Below are 18,028 nucleotides of genomic sequence, written 5' to 3'. Positions count from 1 at the left end.
AAGGCCTATATCAAATGGGAATGCCAGGATGCGTGATCATGCCAAATCCGAATTTCCAGACGTGGGGTTGCTCAATCTGGCGAGCTAGCGATTCAAGCAGCCGAAACATGTCATCGCTTTGGTCGCAACGTTGCTATCCTTGATGAAACAGCGGTCACCGGAAAAGACAATCCTTTCCGCGTTGATCTATCGCCCTACGGCAGCGTGCGGGATGCGTTTGAAAAAGAGAATGGTGAGTTAGTTTTTGCTATCGATACCGCTAATCATGCGCTGATTCCTGAACCGCCAAATGATGGCAAGAACCAGTATTTCAGGGATGAGCCACGGACGCTGCTGGAGTTTTGCAAGAACGAGCTGTTGAGCGGTGATCCCCGCATGCTGACACCTGGCATGGTCTGGTCGATGCTGGCAAACTCCGAAGTCCTTTTGAGCGCCGCGCGTATAGCTGTCGAAGATGGCGATGAGGTGCGAAAAGCCCTTGGCGCACATGTCCTCGATATGCACGAGAACAAAGAACATTGGGGGCAGCATCGCGCCGCCGCATTAAAATCTCTTCGAATTTATAGCGCAGGCAGTCCGCTCCATCGAGCGGGACGTCATGCTAAGCTGACACATGAAGACTTGATCCGTGGCCGCTATGTGATTTTCATTGTCGGTCCGCAGCGCCATATGGCGCGGCTTGGGCCGCATTATGCACTGCACCTTCAATCGTTCGTCGATGTCGTTTTGTCAGGGGCCGGTGTCCCTGTTGATTTCATTCTAGATGAAGCAACAAACGCGCCGCTGAAGTCCCTAATCTCGGCGATGACGGTCATTCGCGGGTATGGCGGCAACTTACATTTCATTGCGCAGTCGCGCTCTGAAATTCAGCGCGCATATTCAGACAAGGAAACCGCGACGATTGAGGAAAACGCTGTTGTGAAACAGTATTTTGGCTTCTCGTCGTTTGAAGAGTGCGAGCGCGTATCAAGGGCTATCGGTGACACTCTCGTTCAGCAACACAGTCTGAGCCTCAGCAGTGCGGGGCTTGATTACAACGCCACCATTGGCACCAGCAAGGATCGCCGCATTCCTGCAGAGCGGCTCATGCGAATGAAGCCGAATGAGCAGCTGATCCATGTGAAGAATGTCGGCTGGATACTCTGTGAAAAAGTTGGCCAGCACCAAATTGCCCCGTTCTGTCACGGCGAGCTTGGTGACAATCCTTTGGAAGGCGCGCAACGGCCCGCCGATCCAAAAGTCACCATCGATATTGAAAAGGTGAGCGGATCATGAAGCCGCGCTTCGTCAAACCCAGCTACTTCATCTGGGTCGTTGTGCCTGTGGCGCTATGGCTTGCCTTTAAGGCTTTTGGTCTGCCGCACGTGATCTGGTCGTATGCGTGGATTGATGAAGGTCAGGGCTCGGACCCATTTGCGCATCGCACCTACACGAGCTGCCGCTTCGTTGGTCCTTACGGCGAATTCGATGAGGCTGCCGCGAACGGCAGATGCGGCTGGGTTCAGTTTTTCAAACAGGAGATGCGCTAATGCACAGCATGAGACGGCATGAGCTCACGCCATTCGAGCTTCAAAATGGAGCAAAGCTCGATGCGCACAAGGTTCTTCATGACGTAGAGAACAGTCTCTTCGTCAGTTGCGCCGCTCGCAATATCGCGGTCGCATTTGTCGCGCGGGATAACGATCAAACCAAAGGGTTTGATTTCCTTCCAAAAAGTTTCGTAGTCCATCGGCTCAAGCCAGGCTACTACGTCGTCAGTATCTTTAAATCTCATCGCGAAATGATCTTACCAGATCGGATTCTTCAGGCGCAAATTTTGCGCGTATCGGGCTGGCTGCTGCGATGACCAGTTTGTCTGAGGAAGTCCAAGAACTCTTCGAGCCGCGCACTGAACTGCACAAGTTACGCATTCAGGCAGCCAAGCTTTTGAATAGTGACGAATGGGCATCATACAAAAAGGTCACGGTTGCACTTGAGAAGGAGCGCAGCGCAGCGCGGCGTTCGTTTGAAGAAAGCTTCGAGGATCGTGTCACCAAAACCAGCCAAAGACTGATCAACGAGGCTGGCGCTGTGAAGCGCCGCTTCGTGCCGCGCGGTCTGGGAAGCGATGGGTTCAATCCGGACCAAATTCGCCGCCAAGCCAAGCTTGAAGTGAACGCTGCGCACAAGACTGAGATGGCTAAGATCGACAAACGCGAGACAGAAGCAACGCGCCTTTGTGTGGACAAGGCGCTGCAGCGCGGCCAACAACGCGAGAAGTTGATCGGCGATTTCCAAACGGCAACCGATAGGCGCGTTGGCCAGGAACGCCGCACGCGCTCATGGAGCCGATGAGTATGCGTTATTGCAGTGCAAATCCTCGCAATGGCCACACTGAAGTTGAGGGTGTGAAGGGCTGCCTAAATAGGCATGAAACCCTCTGTAACCCGCAGAAATTAGGCATTTTTTGGAAATTATGGTAAAATGGAAACAGGTGGAAAAGCCTGTCTCCGAAAGGAGGGAATATGTATGATGATGTAGACAACAAATCAGACGAAAAGGGTCTGAGCAGTAAATTCGATGCTTCCGCAAAACCGACAATGAAGGTCGATGTGGAAAGGTATCAAGCATACCTTGATGGATCGGATTTAAGTGACGCTGAGAAGGCAGAGTTCCTTCAAACGCTCTGGCAAATCATCGTCAGCTTCGTCGATCTAGGCTTTGGCGTTCATCCTCTCCAAGAAGTCTGTGGAAAAGAGTCTGGCACCGTTTCTGACGGTGCCAAAGCTGACTCGGATGGGGTATGCTCGAAAGAACCTGAAATTGAAGACAACCCCAATGGACTGAGCCCGTAAGGCCGGTTTGGAGGCGATATGAAAGATGATTACACAAAACACGCTGAGATCAGCCAAGCGCTGATCTATTGCCGCGTTTCCTCAACCAAACAGCGGCTTGAAGGTAGCGGCCTTGAAAGTCAGGAACAGCGCTGCCGCGCTTACGCTGAAGATAAGGGTTATCTTGTCGAAGGGGTATTTCCCGATGATGTGAGCGGTGGCGGTGACTTTTTGCGCCGACCTGGCATGGTTGCCTTGCTTAGCTATCTGGATGCCCAGAAGGGCAAATCTTATGTTGTCATCTTCGACGATCTGAAGCGCTTTGCACGTGATACGGAATTCCACCTCAAGCTGCGCCGTGAGTTTGCAAAACGCGGCGCGCGCATTGAATGCTTGAATTTTAGGTTTGAAGACTCGCCTGAAGGCAAGTTCATCGAAACCGTGATCGCCGCGCAAGGCGAGCTAGAACGCGAACAAAACCGCCGCCAAGTCGTCCAAAAGATGAAGGCGCGTGTCGAAAACGGGTTTTGGGTCTTTAGAGCGCCGGTTGGCTATAAGCATGTTCCCTCGCCAACAGGCGGCGGCAAGGTGCTGGTGCCCGATGAGGTGCTTGCACCTGTGGTGCGCGCAGCGCTTGAAGGTTTTGCGACGGGGCACTTTGCCTCACAGGCAGAAGTGCAGCGTTTCTTGGAGAGCAATCCGCACTACCCCAAAGATCAGAAAAACGGCAATATTCGTCCGATGACGATCTCGCGTCTTTTGAAGAAGGTCGTCTATGCGGGATATGTCGAAGCCCCCAAATGGGGCGTCAGCGTACGCAAAGGCCAGCATGAGGGCCTGATCAGCTTCGAGACCTTCCAGCGCATTCAGGACAATCTGGAGGGGCGCAAACGCGGCCCAGCGGCGCGCGCAGACTACAATGAAGATTTTCCTCTACGGGGCTTTGTGGATTGTGATTGCTGCGGCAACTCAATGACGGCTGCGTGGTCTAAAGGAAAATACCAGCATTACGCCTACTATCGCTGCGTTACGCGCGGTTGTGAGATGAAGGGCAAGTCAGTGCCTCGCGCAAAGATGGAAGATGGTTTCGAAGAAATCCTCAAGGGGCTTCAGCCTGCTCAAGGTCTGTTTGAACTGGCAAAGGCGATGTTGCGTGATGCTTGGGACATGCGCCTTGCAACGGCTCAGGGCGATAAGGATGAGTTTCGCAAGCAGTATCAGGACGTGAACAAGCAGATCGAAGGTCTGCTAGATCGGATCGTCGAAGCGAAGACGGCGTCCGTAGTAAGTGCCTATGAGGCTAGGATTGATAAGCTTGAGCGGCAGAAGTTCATCCTAAGTGAACGTCTTGAAAATTCGGTGCCTCCGAAGGGGAGGCTAGAGGATTGTATTGAACTCGCCTTGAAATTCCTATCAAGCCCTTGGAATATATACAAAAATGGTGATCACGTCATGCGTCAAACTGTGCTCAGATTGGCGTTTTCCGAGCCAGTCAGGTATGGCCAAAATGGAGTGTATGGAACTCCGAAATTATCGTTCCCTTTCAAGTACTTAAGGGATAATTTTTTAATGAAAAGCGAAATGGTGCTGCTGGGGAGGATTGAACTCCCGACCTCGTCATTACCAATGACGCGCTCTACCACTGAGCTACAGCAGCCTACCATATTGCGGGCGTCCGAAGAATTGCCCTACTAACACCCTACTTTTCTTCCCTCGCCGTCGCTAACTCAATCTAATTTAACATGGAAGCAGAACTGACCCCAACATTATCAAGGGTGTGACCTAACACTGTGCTGCCACGGCGACGTGCCGGGTGATTAGACTCAATCGCCCAAGCACGCAAGCCCAATCTGGACGACCAATCGCCCCTGCGATACAGAGGCCCCATGTCAGAGAAAAACGCGCCCAAAACAAAAACGCCGAACGACCGGGATGCGCGCCTGAAGGCGGCGCTCAAGGCAAATCTGGCGCGACGCAAGGCACAGGCGAAGGCACGCGACAGTGCCATAAAACCCGAGGAGCAGGACGATGGATAGTATTCTGGTACGCGGTGGTTCGCCGCTGAACGGACAAATTCCGATCGCGGGGGCCAAGAACGCGTGTCTGACGTTGATGCCCGCGACGCTGCTCAGTGACGAGCCATTGACGTTGACCAACGCGCCGCGCTTGTCGGATATCCGCACCATGACCCAATTGCTGCAATCTCTTGGGGCAGAGGTGACCTCATTGCAGGACGGTCAGGTGATTGCCATGTCGACTCATGGGGCGGTCAACACCCGCGCCGAATACGATATCGTGCGCAAGATGCGGGCCTCCAACCTCGTGTTGGGTCCGCTTCTGGCCCGTGAAGGCCATGCGCAGGTGTCCTTGCCGGGTGGCTGTGCCATCGGCGCGCGCCCGATGGATATTCATACCGACGGTTTGGCCAAGATGGGGGCCGAAATTGATCTGCAGGACGGATATCTGCATGCAAAGGCGGTCGGGGGAAAGCTCAAGGGGGCGGTGATCGAATTTCCTTTTGCCAGTGTTGGTGCGACCGAAAATATCCTGATGGCCGCGACCTTGGCCAAAGGTTCGACTGTCATCAAAAACGCGGCGCGCGAGCCCGAAATCGTCGATCTGGCGACCTGTTTGCGGGCGATGGGGGCGCAGATTGACGGGGATGGCACCTCGACCATCGAGATCCAGGGTGTTGACCGTCTGCATGGTGCAACCCATCGTGTGGTGACGGACCGTATCGAACTGGGCACCTACATGCTCGCCCCGGCGATTTGCGGCGGTGAGGTTGAGTTGCTGGGCGGCCGCATCGATCTGGTCGGTGCCTTTTGTGAAAAGCTGGACGTGGCAGGTATCAGCGTCACCGAAACGGACAAAGGCCTGAAGGTCAGTCGCAAAAACGGTCGCATAAGGGCCGTTGATGTCACGACCGAGCCCTTCCCCGGGTTTCCGACCGATTTGCAGGCCCAGATGATGGCGCTTTTGTGTACGGCGGAAGGGACGTCGGTGTTGGAAGAGAAAATCTTTGAGAACCGGTTCATGCATGCGCCCGAACTGATCCGTATGGGGGCCAAGATCGAGGTCCACGGCGGGACTGCGACGGTGACGGGCGTCGAAAAGCTGAAAGGTGCGCCGGTGATGGCGACCGATCTGCGCGCGAGTGTGAGCCTGATCCTTGCCGGTCTGGCCGCCGAGGGCGAGACTCGCGTGGCGCGTGTCTATCACCTTGATCGCGGCTATGAACATGTGGTCCGGAAGTTTTCGGGCGTTGGTGCAGATATTGAGCGGGTACAGGGCGAATGACCGAAGATGCAAAATTCGAGGACGGTCGTGAAAAGCCGTTGAACATCGGGGCGCTGGATACAGACGATTTGAATATCGTCTCCTCGCTCACCCAGGATGCCGTGTTTCCCATTACGGAAATGAAGTGGGACGCAAAATCGCGTCGCTTTGGTTTGTTGTTGAACCGGTTCCGCTGGGAAGATGCGGGCAAGGGCCGTCATGCGCCGGAGCGTGTACAATCGGTATTGGCATTCGATTATGTTCAGTCCGTGGCCAGTCAGGGCATTGATCGGTCGGACAAGGACACGATCCTGTCCCTTTTGTCTGTCACGTTCGAACCGGGCGAGGATTGCGCCGGAGATGTGATTCTGACCCTCGCCGGGGATGGTGGCATCCGCCTGCGCGTCGAGGCGATCGAAGCGACGCTCAAGGACGTGACGCGCCCCTATACAGCGCCGTCAAAGTCTGTCCCCAAACACGATGACTGATCTGGATGACTGATCTGACAGTCCGGGTGGCCAAGCCGGACGATGCGCCTGTATGGCGCGCACTTCGCATGGATGGGATCATCGAATACCCTTCGGTCTTCATCGTCACAGCGGAAGAAGCCGCCGCCGTTCCGCTTGAGGCAGACATTCAACGACTGAGCAAAGGCGACCGGGTTTTGGCATTCGCCGGAGAGACACCCGTTGGCCTTGCCGGGTTCAACCGCAATGATGTGTCGCGCGCCAGTCACCGGGCGGAAATCGGACCGCTTTATGTTGCGCCTCAAGCGCGCGGCAAGGGTGTTTCTGACCTGATTATGACAACGCTCATGGATGCGGCGCAGGCCGCTGGCATTTCGCAATTGGAGCTGTTTGTGAATGCCGAAAACGCCCCGGCCATTTCTCTTTACCAACGGCACGGCTTTGTCGAGGTGGGCAAAATCCCCAACGCAATTCTTGGCGCGGATGGGATGGAAGACGACCTCATGATGATCCGCAGTTTGGTGTGACCGCCTACTGATCTACGGGCAGGCCGCTCGGAACCGTTGCGGGTATTCCCAATGCACCGCGCAAGCTTTGCGGGTCTGTCAGCACCTCCAGAAATGCGATGATATCCGCAACCTGATCGTCTGAAAGGTCAATTGGCACAAGGCTGTTGGCGGCGGCAATTGCATCCACCTCCGCCGGATCCGACATGATGCGCAGGTCATCCGCGTCAAATCCGGGCATGACGACTTGCGCTGGATCGTAGCTGCGCAAGCTGGCCACCGGGTCAAGGTGGTGGCGCACGATCCCTTCGAGCGTCGCATAGGCGCCCGTATGGCCATAAGGAGCGGTCTGGGCGATGTTGCGCAAGGGGGGCGTGCGGAACGCATAGGCATCCTCGGCCCGCCCCGTCACACGCATCCGGCCTGTGTCGCGTGCATGGCTTTCGAAGCGGGCCGCTTTGCCGGGGCCGATTTGGGGCATCGCGATCGCGTGAAAATCATGATCGGTCTGGAACCGTCCAGCGTGGCAACTGGCGCAATTGGCCGCGCCGTAAAACAGGTCCATCCCGCGCATCGCGGAATCCTCCATCGGCGTGCCGTTGCGAAGATAAAGATCGAACGGGCTGGCCACGCCCCGCCATTCGAAATCCACAAAGGCGGCGATGGCATCCGAAATATCAGTAAAGCTGATCTGCTCCGGCCCGATAACGGCGTCAAAGCGGGTGCGATATTCAGGAATATCCGCGACCCGTTTGGACAGGATATCCCACGCGCCGTCCGGACCGGTCAACAGTCCTTGCCGCACGGCCTGCGCCACATCGTTCTCTGCATAGTGACCGGCCATTTCATCCGCGGACAGCACGGGGAACATGGATTGTGCCGACAGGGCGGAGGCAAAGCCCATCTCCATCTCGGCCCCAAGCGGTGTGCGGATGCCGGACGCGCGCGCTGCATCCTCTTCCAACCGGCCATCGTGAAAGAAGACGGTGAATTCGGTGGCTCCGAGATTGAAAAGCGGCGGCGCATTGCGCGGTATCCGTTGCTCGGGCGCGTTGGCCGGATCAACAGCGCGATCCGGCCCAAGGCCCTTGGCCCCGTCGCCCAGACCCAGAGACACGCCGTCGCCTGTACCAAAGCGGGGATGGTGGCATGTCGCGCAGGACACCGTTTTTGAACCCGACAGGATCGGGTCGTAAAACAGCAACTGGCCCAGTTCGACCTGAGCGCCGTTCACGTCGGGGAATACGGGCTCCTCATACGGCAACGGCCCCGCCCATGCAGGGGCCGCGATCAGCGTGACAACACAGGCTTTATACAAAGCGCGAGACATAATTCTCCAACATTTCCTGCCGCCCGGAGCGCGGTTGAGGGTCCAGGCCGCGGGCCAGCACATCTGCAGAGATCGAGGCCAGATCGCTGTCGAGCATGGCCTTGGCCGCAGGCGCGTCCCACCCGTCATAGCGTTTGGTCAACGCGTTCTCCAACCCGCCATCCGTTATCATTGCGGCAGCGGCTTTCAGACCACGGGCACAGATATCCATGCCGCCGATATGCGCCGCGATCAGGTCGTGCGGATCAAGCGACTGGCGGCGCAGCTTGGCGTCGAAATTGGTGCCGCCTTGTCCCAGACCACCAGCCTTGAGGATGTGATAGTAACACAAGGCAACCTCGGGCACATTGTTCGGGAACTGATCGGTATCCCAGCCAGACTGGTAATCGTTGCGGTTCATGTCGATCGAGCCCAGCATGCCGTCGGCTGTGGCTACAGCAATTTCGTGCTCGAACGAATGCCCGGCCAAGATCGCGTGACCCTGTTCGAGGTTCAGCTTGACCTCACCCTCCAGCCCGTATTTGCGCAGAAACCCGATGCAGGTCGCCGCATCGTAGTCGTATTGGTGCTTTGAAGGTTCCTGCGGTTTGGGTTCCACCAATATCTGACCCTTGAAGCCGATCTTGTGCTTGTACTCGACCACCATGTTCAAAAACCGGCCCATGTGGTCCAATTCCCGGCCCATGTCGGTATTGAGCAGGGTTTCATACCCTTCACGCCCGCCCCACAACACATAGTTCTGGCCGCCCATCTTGTGGGTCGCATCGATGCAGGATTTCACCGTCGCCGCGGCATAGGCAAACAAGTCCGGGTCCGGGTTGGTCGACGCCCCCGACATCCAGCGACGGTGGCTGAACATGTTTGCGGTGCCCCAGAGCAGGCCAATGTCGCGGCCTTCCATCTTGGCCATGAAATAGTCTGTGATTTCGTCCAGTCGCGCGATGCTTTCGGCGAGGGTGTCGCCTTCGGGGCGGATATCGGCATCGTGCCAGCAAAAGAAGGGCGCCTGCAACAGGTCGAACATCTCGAACGCCACGTCTGCCTTCATCTTGGCGCGTCCCATGTCGTCCTGCGGGTGCCAAGGGCGCTCAAATGTGGGTCCGCCAAAGGGGTCGCCCCCTTCCCACGCGAAGGAATGCCAATAGGCGACGGCAAAGCGCAGATGCTCTTTCATCGATTTGCCCATGACCATTTCGTCTGGGTTATAATGGTGGAATGCCATTGGGTTGGTGCTGTCGGCACCCTCAAACGTGGCGGGCGTCAGCCCCTCGAAAAATCCGGTTGTCATGGCATGGCCTTCAAAGTTGGATAGGCGGCCGCAAAGCCGCGATAGGCGTCGTCATAAGCGGCGACGAGATTTGGATCGGGGTCGATGACGTCCTTGACGGGCGGCTTGGTCATCACCTCCTTGGGATTGGCCCCTGTCATGCCGCACATGGCAATGCGGGCAGCGCCAAGTGCAGCCCCGTACGCACCCTCATCGGGGCGTTCCAGCGGAATATTCAGGATGGTGGCCAGCATGCGGGTCCACTGATCGGAGCGGCTGCCGCCCCCGATGGCGAGCGCTGTGTTCAAGGCGGCCCCGGTCGAACGCAGCGCCTCGAAACTGTCGCGCAGGGCAAAGCTGACACCTTCCATGACGGCGCGCGTCAACTCTTGCGGGCCGGTGGCGACGTCGAGGCCGGTAAAGCCACCGCGCACTTGCGCATCATTGTGCGGGGTCCGTTCGCCGGACAGATAGGGATAGAATTTGGTCGGGCAGGGCGGGCCAAGCGTGTTGCCCAACGCATCCGACAACGCACTGGGGCTTTGCCCTGTTACGCGCGACAGCCAGTTCAGGCTGTCGGTGGCCGCCAACACGACACCCATCTGATACCAGCGGCCCGGTACGGCATGGCAAAAGGTGTGCACGGCACTTTCGGGACGCGGCGCATAACGGTCGCGCCCCGCCAGAACCACACCGGAGGTGCCCAATGACACAAACCCATCTCCTTCGGTCAGTGCCCCCACGCCACACGCCGCCACAGCATTGTCAGCCCCCCCTGCAATGACGCGCGTTGTTTCAGGCAAGCCAAGATCCGCACGGTCAGGCTGCAGCGGGCCCACAACATCGGTTCCTTCCAGAAGCTCTGGCATCTGGTCCGCGCGCATTCCGCCGGCAGCCAACAACCTGTCAGACCACGCGCGCTTGCCGACATCCAGCCAGGCGGTGCCGGCCGCATCAGACATCTCGGTGACATAACGCCCTGTCAGCCACCACACTACGTAATCCTTCGGCAACATGACCTTTGACACGCGGGTGAAGATCTCAGGCTCGTGCGCCGCGATCCAGGCCAGTTTCGGTGCGGTAAAGCCGGGAAAGACGATGTTGCCGCTCAAGTCACGCACGCCGGGCATCGCGTCCAAGGTCGTGGCCTCTGAATGGCTGCGTGTGTCATTCCATAGAATGCAGGGGCGCAAGACGGCCCCGTCCGCGCCGACCAGAACGGCCCCATGCATGTGACCCGAAAGGGAAAGGCCCTGGATTGCCCCATATGCTTGCGGATGTGCGGCTTTCAAAGCGGCGAGCGCTTCCGAGACACCCGCGACCCAAGCTGCCGGATCCTGCTCACTCCATCCGGGAGCTGGATGGGTTGCCGCATAGGTCGCATCAGCACTGCCGACAGTACGTCCATCGCCGTCAACCAACAGCGCCTTGACACCCGAAGTGCCCAGATCAAGCCCAACAAACATAACCGTCCTCCCGAGGCCACAGTTGCGCCGTTTAATTCGATTGTCAAATTAAACAAGGTGTCGCTGGTGTTTTTGCCTGTGCTCCTGCACAAGCAGACGGAGTAACCGGAGAGTCGGATGACGCGCACAGCACTGGTAACGGGATCGGCCGGGTTCATCGGTTATTTTACGGCTCAGGCGCTCTTGGAGGCAGGATGGCGTGTCGTCGGTCTTGATGCGATGACCGATTACTACGACGTCGCACTCAAGGAACGCAGGCGCGCGATGTTGCGCCAATCTCCCGGCTATACGGATGTTGAGGCGCGGTTGGAAACCCCTGGCGCCTTGCGCGATCTCTTCAAGGCGCACCGCTTTGACGTCGTGATCCATCTCGCGGCACAGGCAGGGGTCAGGTATTCGATCGAGGCACCACGGTCCTATGTCGAGGCTAATATCGTCGGCACGTTGGAACTGCTTGAGGCCGCGCGCGCTTTTCCGCCAGCCCATATGCTTCTTGCGTCCACATCCTCGGCCTACGGCGCGAACACACAGATGCCGTATGTCGAAACCGACAAGGCGGATCTTCAGATGTCGTTCTACGCCGCGACCAAAAAGGCGACGGAGAACATGGCGCACAGCTATGCTCACCTGTACCGGTTGCCGATCACGATGTTCCGGTTTTTTACGGTCTACGGACCCTGGGGCAGGCCGGATATGGCGCATTTCAAATTTACCAGGGCGATTCTGAAAGGCGATCCCATCGACATCTACAATCACGGCGATATGCAGCGGGATTTCACCTATATCGACGATTTGACCGCCGCCATCATGGCGCTGATTGATGCTGTGCCGGGTGAGTCGCCGGTTGAAGGGGACAGCCTGTCGCCCGTCGCACCACACCGGATTGTCAACATCGGCAATGGGGTGCCGGTGCTGCTCATGGACTTCATCGCGGCGATCGAACAGGCCTGCGGATGCAAGGCGATCAAGACCTACCAGGACATGCAACCCGGTGACGTCCCCGGCACTTGGGCAGATGCAAGCTTGCTGCACAGACTTGTCGGGCAACAACCGAATACCCCAATTCAAGAGGGGATCGATGCATTTGTTGCATGGTATCGGGACTATTATCGGGTCTGATTTCTCTGTTCCAAAAAATCCTCCCCGGAGGGCCCCTTTCCACCGGGCCCGGGGCTGGATATACGGCGCAAAAAGCCAGACAGGAGCCGCCCAATGTCATTTGATCGTTCGATCAAGATTGCACCGTCCATCCTAGCCGCAGATTTCGCGAATTTCGGAGCGGAATGTGCCGCCGTGGAACGCGAAGGGGCGGATTGGATACATGTCGACGTGATGGACGGGCATTTCGTGCCGAATATCTCTTTTGGTCCTGCAACCTGCGCCGCCATTCGGCCGCATATCAAGGGCGTCATGGACGTGCATCTGATGATCGCACCCGTCGACCCTTACATCGATGCATTTGCACAAGCGGGTGCCGATGTACTGACGGCTCATGTCGAAGCAGGACCGCACATTCACCGGACGCTCCAGGCCATTCGAGGCAATGGAATGAAAGCGGGTGTTGCGCTGAATCCGGGCACACCGGCCGAAGCCGTGGGGGACTTGCTGGATATGGCAGACCTGATCTGTGTGATGACGGTCAATCCGGGGTTTGGAGGGCAAAAGTTCATCGATATGACAGCGAAAATCAAATCTCTGCGGTCAATGATCGGCGACCGGCCAATCCATATCGAGATTGACGGTGGCGTCGATTCGACGACGGCACCTCTGGTCGCGAAAGCAGGCGCTGACGTACTTGTTGCCGGGTCTGCGGTGTTCCGGGGTGGTTCCGCCACTGAATCTGCACCCTATGGTGAAAATATCCGTGCGATCAGATCCGCGGCACAGGGCGTCTGGACGTAACCGTTTTCCGACACGGAAAACGGCCGGAATGCGTGTCGCATTCCGACTACGCCAAAGCTTGAGCGAACGCTTCGAAAAGCTTGTGTTTCAAGATCTTGCCTGTAGGCGCCGCTGGCAATGCGGTCGCCAGGATAATCCGTGCGGGTCGTTTGTATCCGGCGAGCCTATCAGCCACAAAATCCTTCAGGGCCACTTCGGTGAGTGTACTGTCTGCAGCGACCTGAACGAAGGCCAGCACTTCTTCGTTCCCTTCAATTTGACGCCCAACGACTGCCGCCTGCACAACGCCGGGATGATCGTTCAGTGCTGCTTCGACTTCAGGCGGATAGACGTTGAACCCTCCATGTATGATCAACTCCTTGGACCGGCCAAGAATGTGCAGATGTCCCTTGGCGTCCAGGCACCCCAAATCGCCGGTATGCATCCAGCCCTGGGCATCCAGCACCTTCTCAGTCTCTTCCGGGTTTCGAAAGTAACCACGCATGATATGTGGCCCCCGTGTCATGACCTCTCCCATCCCGGCATCCCCACCGGGTGCGGAAGCGTCAATCGCGACCTCAATACCGGGTAAGGGCGGGCCAACCGAGGTATCGGGATCTCCGATGACGTTGCGTGTCGCCGACGTCCCGGCTGTCGTTTCCGTCATGCCATAACCGTTCTGCAGGGCGACCCCGTAAAACGCCTCGGCCTCGCGTTTCCATGTCGGGTCAAGCGGGGCGGCACCGGAGGAGACATAGCGCAGCGTTTCCGAATCCAACTCTGTCAAGCCATCTGTCCGCGCATGGGTCATCAAGAGGGCGTGCATCTGAGGCACCGCCGAAAACAATGTTATCCCATCGCGCAACCCGTCATAAACGGCCTTCACATCAAATCGCGGCACCAGCCGCACCGGCGCACCGGCATAGATGCCAGCCACAACGACGGAGCACAGCCCAAACACATGGGTTGTCGGCAACACTCCGTAAATCATATCGACAGGGGTCATCGCGCGCAGATTGGCCGACGTCAGCCCTCCAAAGCGCACATTGCCATGGGTCAGCATGACGCCTTTCGGGTCCCCTGTCGTGCCCGTGGTATAGAGCAGAATGGCAATATCCGGGTCCGGGTAAGGGTCCGATTGACAGGGTTTGGCCATGCCAAGACTGCCCCAGAGGCCGATGATTGTATCTGCCCCCATCCGATCCGCGTGCGCCCGTGCATCGGTGGAGACGTCAGAGGTAAACAGCACAAGGCGCGGCGTGGCGTGCTGCAGGACCCGGTCGATCTCGGGTTCGGTCTGGCGCGCATTCACAGGAACGGCAATCGCACCCATTTGCCATGCCGCAAACAGCGCCGCGACGGCGGACGCGCAGTTTTCGGATACAACCATAACGCGGTCGCCTTTCTTTACACCCAGTGCGGCGAACTCATCCGCCAGCGCGGCCGCTGCGGCATCAAGCGCGCGGTAGCTCCAGCGTAGGCCCGTGCTGTCGGAGAGGGCGAGCGCATCCGGGCGCTGCGTCACTTGTTTGGCGAGGTAATCTTCGACGCGGCTCATGCTCTGAACCTGGGTGGGCGCTTTTCCAGAAAGGCGGCAATCCCTTCTGCGGCTTCATCGCCTCCGGCGGCATGGGCCATGGCATCCCGTTCCGCATCCAGTTGCGCCGCTTCGGTTTGCTCATAGGCCGCAGCGACCATGCTGCGGATCACCCCGAGGGCGTCGCGTGGGCCTTGGGTCAAAGCATCGGCAATCGATTGTGCCATGGGGATGACCTGATCCTCCGGGCCCACGGCGTTCACGGCCCCCAAGGCCAGCAAGCGGTCACTGGTCACAGGCTTGGCCAGCAGACACATCTCCATCGCCAATGGGCGCGGCAAGAGGCGGGCCAGCGATGCGGTCAAACCAGCATCCGGCACCAGCCCGGCCTTGACGTAGGCGGCCGTAAACTTGACGGCAGTCTCTGCCACGATGAAATCGCAGGCCAGTGCGAGGGATGCCCCAGCGCCTGCGGCGCCGCCCTTCACTGCTGCAATCACGGGCACCGGGCCGGCGCGAATGGCACGGATCAGGTCATGCAAGTCCTCGATCTTGTCGCGCCGCTCGGCCTCAGACAGCGTGCGCCGCTCGATCAGGACGTTCAGATCGCCGCCCGCGCAGAAAAACGGCCCCTCGGAGGTCAGGATGATCGCGCGGATGCGCCGTTGCTGCGCAAGGTCCACCGCCCGCGCGATGGCGTCATAGAGCTCAGGCGTCAGAGCACCACGTCGCGCCGCGTTGCCGTTCCAGACGATCACGCGGTCGCCTGCGTCTTCCATCCGTGCGCTCATTCCTGTGCCTCTCTGACGCGCTTGTAGACGCCAGTGGCGGTTGCAATCACGCGGCCTTCCTCGTCCAGAACTTCGCCTTCGGCAAACACCAGGCTGCGCCCGCCGCCGGTGACTTTGCCCGTTGCCACGACACGTCCGCCTCGTGCGGGCGCGATGAATTGCGTGTTCATCGAGATTGTCATAAAGTGGGTGTCGCCCGCCGCATCGCCGGTCAAAGACGCCGCAAACCCCATCGCGTTGTCGAGCATACAGGCGATGATCCCGCCATGCAGGCTGCCGTGGCGGTTGCCATGCTGCGTCCCGATGTCGAGAATACAGCGCCCTTTGCCGTCCCCCGCCGAGATATCGACGACATAGCCCAACAAGGTTTGCGCGCCGGTTTCGTCGCGGATTATACCGGGGCCTTCAGGCGACGGAGAGGGCAATGAACCGCTCCAGATGATAGTCAGTGTCGCCAAAGCGGTGATCGGCCATGACGATCCGTTTGGCGATGTGGGCGAGTTCATATTCCTGCGTCATCGCGATGCCGCCATGCATCTGGATTGCCTCTTCGGCGACCAGACGGCCCACGCGGCCGATCAGGTTCTTGCTGGCTGACAACGTCAGATCTCGGGCATCCGTTTCCAGATACCCGGCGGCGTTGATTACTGCCGAGCGTGCCTGTTCCAACTCGATCAACAGGTCCGCCATGCGGTGCGCCAGTGCCTGAAACGTGCCGATCGGTCGGCCAAACTGTTTGCGCGTTCCGAGGTAGTCCTTGGTCAGAGCCGTGGCTGTCTCCATGGCCCCAAGGGTTTCGGCGGTCTGAGCGACGATGGCCAGCGCGGTCACGTCTTCGATCGCCGCCAGTCCGATGTTCAATGCGTCGCCCGGCGTCCCCTCCAGCGTTACTTCGGCGGCCCGTCCGCCAGCTAGCAGGGGATAGCCTTGCACCACCAGGCCGGGTGCGTCCTTGTCCACCAGAAAGAGAGCAATTTCGTCTGCGTCGCGCGCCGAAACGATCAGATGGTCGGCGGCCTCTGCGTTCATCACGACCGCCTTGCGGCCGGTCAGCTTTCCGCCTTGCGCGATTGTGGTGACGTGGTCCAGATCATAGCGCCCGCCGGGTTCGCCGTGAGCCACGGCCAGTTGCAATGTCCCGGCGATGACGCTTTCGACCATATCGTCGCGGCCTGCCATCGCCAGCAATCGCCCGCCCATCAGGGCGCTGTCGAGAAACGGCTCGACCACGCCCGCGCGGCCCAGTTCCTCAAACACTACGGCAAGGTCAAAGCCCGCCCCGCCAAAGCCGCCCTGATCTTCGGTAAAGAGTGCGCCGAGCACGCCCAAATCGGCCAGTTCGCCCCAGATGTCCGCAGACATCCCTGCATCAGACGCCAGAATGTCGTTGCGTTTGGCGGTTGTGTATTTGTCCGACAGGTAGCGCCGCAGCGTATCTTGCAGCATTTGCCGTTCTTCGGTGAGCTCAAAATTCATCGACAAATTCCCATTACGCGCCCCCGCCCATCGTCACCTTTGCGATGATGCTGCGCTGAATCTCGTTCGATCCGCCAAAGATGGACAGTTTTCGGTTGTTGAAATATTGCGCGGCCACGGGGCCCGCTTCGTGCGGATCAGGGATCATGTCGTTGGCTCCCTCGACGGCCTCGGACGCAAAGGGCATGGCGTATGGCCCGACGGCGCGGCGCGCCAGATCGTTGATCTCCTGCCGGATGATCGTGCCTTTGACCTTGAGCATGGACGCTTCGACGCCGGGGGCACTGCCAGCCGCTGCCTTGGAAATGATGCGCAGGTTCGTGGTCGCCATCGCGCGCAGGTCAATCTCCACTTGCGCTACGCGGGCGGCGAAATGTGGGTTTTCGATCAGGGGTTTGCCGTTGTGGTTCTCGGCACGCGCCAGCCGCTTGACGGAAGCCAACCCGGCCTGAGAGAACCCGACGCCCGCAATGTTCGTGCGCTCGTGCGAGAGCAGGTATTTGGCATAGGTCCAGCCCTTGTTTTCTTCGCCCACAAGGTTTTCGGCAGGCACCTTGACATCAGTGAACCAGACCTCGTTCACCTCGGCACTGCCATCCAGCAAAACGATGGGGCGGACTTCGATGCCCGGCGTTTCCATGTCAATCAGCAGAAAGGAGATGCCCTCTTGCTGTTTGACGGTCGGGTCCGTGCGCACAAGGCAAAAGATCATGTTCGCGTGCTGGCCCAGTGTCGTCCACGTCTTTTGGCCATTGACGATATAGTGGTCGCCGTCACGCACGGCCTTGGTTTTCAACGAGGCCAGATCAGACCCGGCCCCCGGTTCGGAATAGCCCTGACACCACCAGTCCGACCCATCCAGAATACGGGGCAGCCAATGATCCTGTTGCGCTTTGGAACCGAATTTTTGCAGCACCGGGGCCAGCATTGACAGACCAAAGGGCACAATGCGGGGTGCACGGGCAGCGGCGGCTTCTTCTTCGAAAATATGGCGCTGCACGGCGTTCCATTCGGCACCGCCAAAAGCCTTTGGCCAGTTGGGGGCGAGCCACCCACGCGCGTTCAGGATCGCGTGCCAGCGCTCCATATCGGCCTTGGTCAACTCCTGGCCCTTGCGGACCTTATCGGAGAAGTCTGGTGGCAGATCATCACGCAAAAACGCGCGCACCTCTTCGCGAAAGGCACGTTCATCGTCGGTGTAACTCAGGTCCATGG

General features: G+C 58.5%; 19 protein-coding genes, 1 tRNA gene and 1 pseudogene. 11 read left to right on the top strand and 10 right to left on the bottom strand.

The window, feature by feature from the left end:
* Positions 1–204 precede the first annotated feature (204 nt).
* Together LC354_RS14160 and LC354_RS14155 are read left to right on the top strand one after the other, a co-directional pair.
* Positions 205–1,275, top strand: a complete 1,071-nt coding sequence (locus LC354_RS14160; RefSeq protein WP_223424870.1) for a type IV secretory system conjugative DNA transfer family protein — start codon at positions 205–207, stop codon at positions 1,273–1,275.
* The gene (locus LC354_RS14155; protein ID WP_223424868.1) at positions 1,272–1,529 is read left to right on the top strand and encodes a hypothetical protein; all 258 of its coding nucleotides are present in this window, start codon (positions 1,272–1,274) and stop codon (positions 1,527–1,529) included. The genes LC354_RS14160 and LC354_RS14155 overlap by 4 nt, the downstream gene beginning before the upstream one ends.
* Here LC354_RS14155 and LC354_RS14150 read toward each other — a convergent pair.
* Positions 1,526–1,774 (bottom strand): hypothetical protein, encoded by a 249-nt coding sequence (locus LC354_RS14150; RefSeq protein ID WP_223424867.1) that lies wholly within the window; start codon positions 1,772–1,774, stop codon positions 1,526–1,528. The two genes, LC354_RS14155 and LC354_RS14150, sit on opposite strands and share 4 nt — an antisense overlap.
* 68 nt (positions 1,775–1,842) lie before the next feature.
* Here LC354_RS14150 and LC354_RS14145 point away from each other — a divergent pair, with 68 nt between their 5' ends.
* From LC354_RS14145 to LC354_RS14135, 3 genes and pseudogenes are all read left to right on the top strand, one after another.
* A complete protein-coding gene (locus LC354_RS14145) occupies positions 1,843–2,334 on the top strand; it encodes a hypothetical protein (protein ID WP_223424865.1) in 492 nt (163 codons plus the stop codon).
* A 170-nt stretch (positions 2,335–2,504) separates the two neighbouring features.
* Positions 2,505–2,834 (top strand): hypothetical protein, encoded by a 330-nt coding sequence (locus tag LC354_RS14140; protein WP_223424864.1) that lies wholly within the window; start codon positions 2,505–2,507, stop codon positions 2,832–2,834.
* Positions 2,835–2,852: 18 nt separating this feature from the next.
* Positions 2,853–3,896, top strand: a pseudogene (locus LC354_RS14135) (recombinase family protein); the annotation flags it as partial.
* Positions 3,897–4,395: 499 nt separating this feature from the next.
* On the opposite strand, the gene LC354_RS14130 reads toward LC354_RS14135, so the two are convergent.
* Positions 4,396–4,470, bottom strand: a tRNA-Thr gene (locus LC354_RS14130).
* 229 nt (positions 4,471–4,699) lie between these two features.
* Here LC354_RS14130 and LC354_RS14125 point away from each other — a divergent pair.
* The 4 genes from LC354_RS14125 to LC354_RS14110 are packed head-to-tail and all read left to right on the top strand — an operon-like array spanning position 4,700 to position 7,086.
* The gene (locus tag LC354_RS14125) at positions 4,700–4,849 is read left to right on the top strand and encodes a hypothetical protein (protein ID WP_223424862.1); all 150 of its coding nucleotides are present in this window, start codon (positions 4,700–4,702) and stop codon (positions 4,847–4,849) included.
* Entirely contained in the window at positions 4,842–6,113 is a 1,272-nt protein-coding gene (gene murA / locus LC354_RS14120; RefSeq protein WP_223424860.1) for a UDP-N-acetylglucosamine 1-carboxyvinyltransferase, read from the top strand. The genes LC354_RS14125 and murA overlap by 8 nt, the downstream gene beginning before the upstream one ends.
* Positions 6,110–6,580 (top strand): DUF2948 family protein, encoded by a 471-nt coding sequence (locus LC354_RS14115; protein ID WP_223424858.1) that lies wholly within the window; start codon positions 6,110–6,112, stop codon positions 6,578–6,580. Before murA ends, LC354_RS14115 begins: the two co-directional genes overlap by 4 nt.
* Positions 6,581–6,585: 5 nt before the next feature.
* Positions 6,586–7,086 carry a GNAT family N-acetyltransferase gene (locus tag LC354_RS14110; protein ID WP_223424856.1) on the top strand — a complete coding sequence of 167 codons (501 nt, stop codon included), beginning with the start codon at positions 6,586–6,588 and terminating at the stop codon, positions 7,084–7,086.
* 4 nt (positions 7,087–7,090) lie between these two features.
* Here the strand turns inward: LC354_RS14110 and LC354_RS14105 are convergent, their stop codons facing one another.
* Genes LC354_RS14105 through xylB form a run of 3 tightly spaced genes read right to left on the bottom strand, consistent with a single transcriptional unit; the run spans position 7,091 to position 11,128 of the window.
* On the bottom strand, positions 7,091–8,395 hold the full coding sequence (locus LC354_RS14105) for a cytochrome-c peroxidase (protein WP_223424854.1): 1,305 nt from the start codon (positions 8,393–8,395) through the stop codon (positions 7,091–7,093).
* Entirely contained in the window at positions 8,376–9,683 is a 1,308-nt protein-coding gene (gene xylA / locus LC354_RS14100; protein ID WP_223424853.1) for a xylose isomerase, read from the bottom strand. Before xylA ends, LC354_RS14105 begins: the two co-directional genes overlap by 20 nt.
* Positions 9,680–11,128 (bottom strand): xylulokinase, encoded by a 1,449-nt coding sequence (gene xylB, locus LC354_RS14095; protein WP_223424851.1) that lies wholly within the window; start codon positions 11,126–11,128, stop codon positions 9,680–9,682. The genes xylA and xylB overlap by 4 nt, the downstream gene beginning before the upstream one ends.
* A gap of 117 nt (positions 11,129–11,245) precedes the next feature.
* Here xylB and LC354_RS14090 point away from each other — a divergent pair, with 117 nt between their 5' ends.
* Both LC354_RS14090 and rpe read left to right on the top strand, forming a co-directional pair.
* Positions 11,246–12,247 (top strand): SDR family NAD(P)-dependent oxidoreductase, encoded by a 1,002-nt coding sequence (locus LC354_RS14090; RefSeq protein WP_223424849.1) that lies wholly within the window; start codon positions 11,246–11,248, stop codon positions 12,245–12,247.
* A 93-nt stretch (positions 12,248–12,340) separates the two neighbouring features.
* Positions 12,341–13,030 carry a ribulose-phosphate 3-epimerase gene (gene rpe / locus LC354_RS14085; RefSeq protein WP_223424848.1) on the top strand — a complete coding sequence of 230 codons (690 nt, stop codon included), beginning with the start codon at positions 12,341–12,343 and terminating at the stop codon, positions 13,028–13,030.
* A 46-nt stretch (positions 13,031–13,076) separates the two neighbouring features.
* Here rpe and LC354_RS14080 read toward each other — a convergent pair whose 3' ends face one another.
* From LC354_RS14080 to LC354_RS14060, 5 genes are read right to left on the bottom strand one after another with little or no spacing between them, the layout of a single operon-like run.
* Positions 13,077–14,567 (bottom strand): class I adenylate-forming enzyme family protein, encoded by a 1,491-nt coding sequence (locus LC354_RS14080; protein WP_223424846.1) that lies wholly within the window; start codon positions 14,565–14,567, stop codon positions 13,077–13,079.
* On the bottom strand, positions 14,564–15,337 hold the full coding sequence (locus LC354_RS14075; protein ID WP_223424845.1) for an oxepin-CoA hydrolase, alternative type: 774 nt from the start codon (positions 15,335–15,337) through the stop codon (positions 14,564–14,566). The genes LC354_RS14080 and LC354_RS14075 overlap by 4 nt, the downstream gene beginning before the upstream one ends.
* The gene (locus LC354_RS14070) at positions 15,334–15,762 is read right to left on the bottom strand and encodes a PaaI family thioesterase (protein ID WP_223424843.1); all 429 of its coding nucleotides are present in this window, start codon (positions 15,760–15,762) and stop codon (positions 15,334–15,336) included. Before LC354_RS14070 ends, LC354_RS14075 begins: the two co-directional genes overlap by 4 nt.
* Complete coding sequence (locus tag LC354_RS14065; protein ID WP_223424841.1) at positions 15,743–16,813, bottom strand: acyl-CoA dehydrogenase family protein; 1,071 nt, start codon at positions 16,811–16,813, stop codon at positions 15,743–15,745. Before LC354_RS14065 ends, LC354_RS14070 begins: the two co-directional genes overlap by 20 nt.
* 13 nt (positions 16,814–16,826) lie before the next feature.
* A complete protein-coding gene (locus LC354_RS14060) occupies positions 16,827–18,026 on the bottom strand; it encodes an acyl-CoA dehydrogenase family protein (RefSeq protein ID WP_223424840.1) in 1,200 nt (399 codons plus the stop codon).
* Between the last annotated feature and the right edge of the window lie 2 nt (positions 18,027–18,028).

The organism is Tateyamaria pelophila, assembly GCF_019966495.1.
Classification (GTDB): domain Bacteria; phylum Pseudomonadota; class Alphaproteobacteria; order Rhodobacterales; family Rhodobacteraceae; genus Tateyamaria; species Tateyamaria pelophila.
Note: the sequence above shows the minus strand (reverse complement) of the source record. Positions and strands in the feature narration are given on the sequence as shown.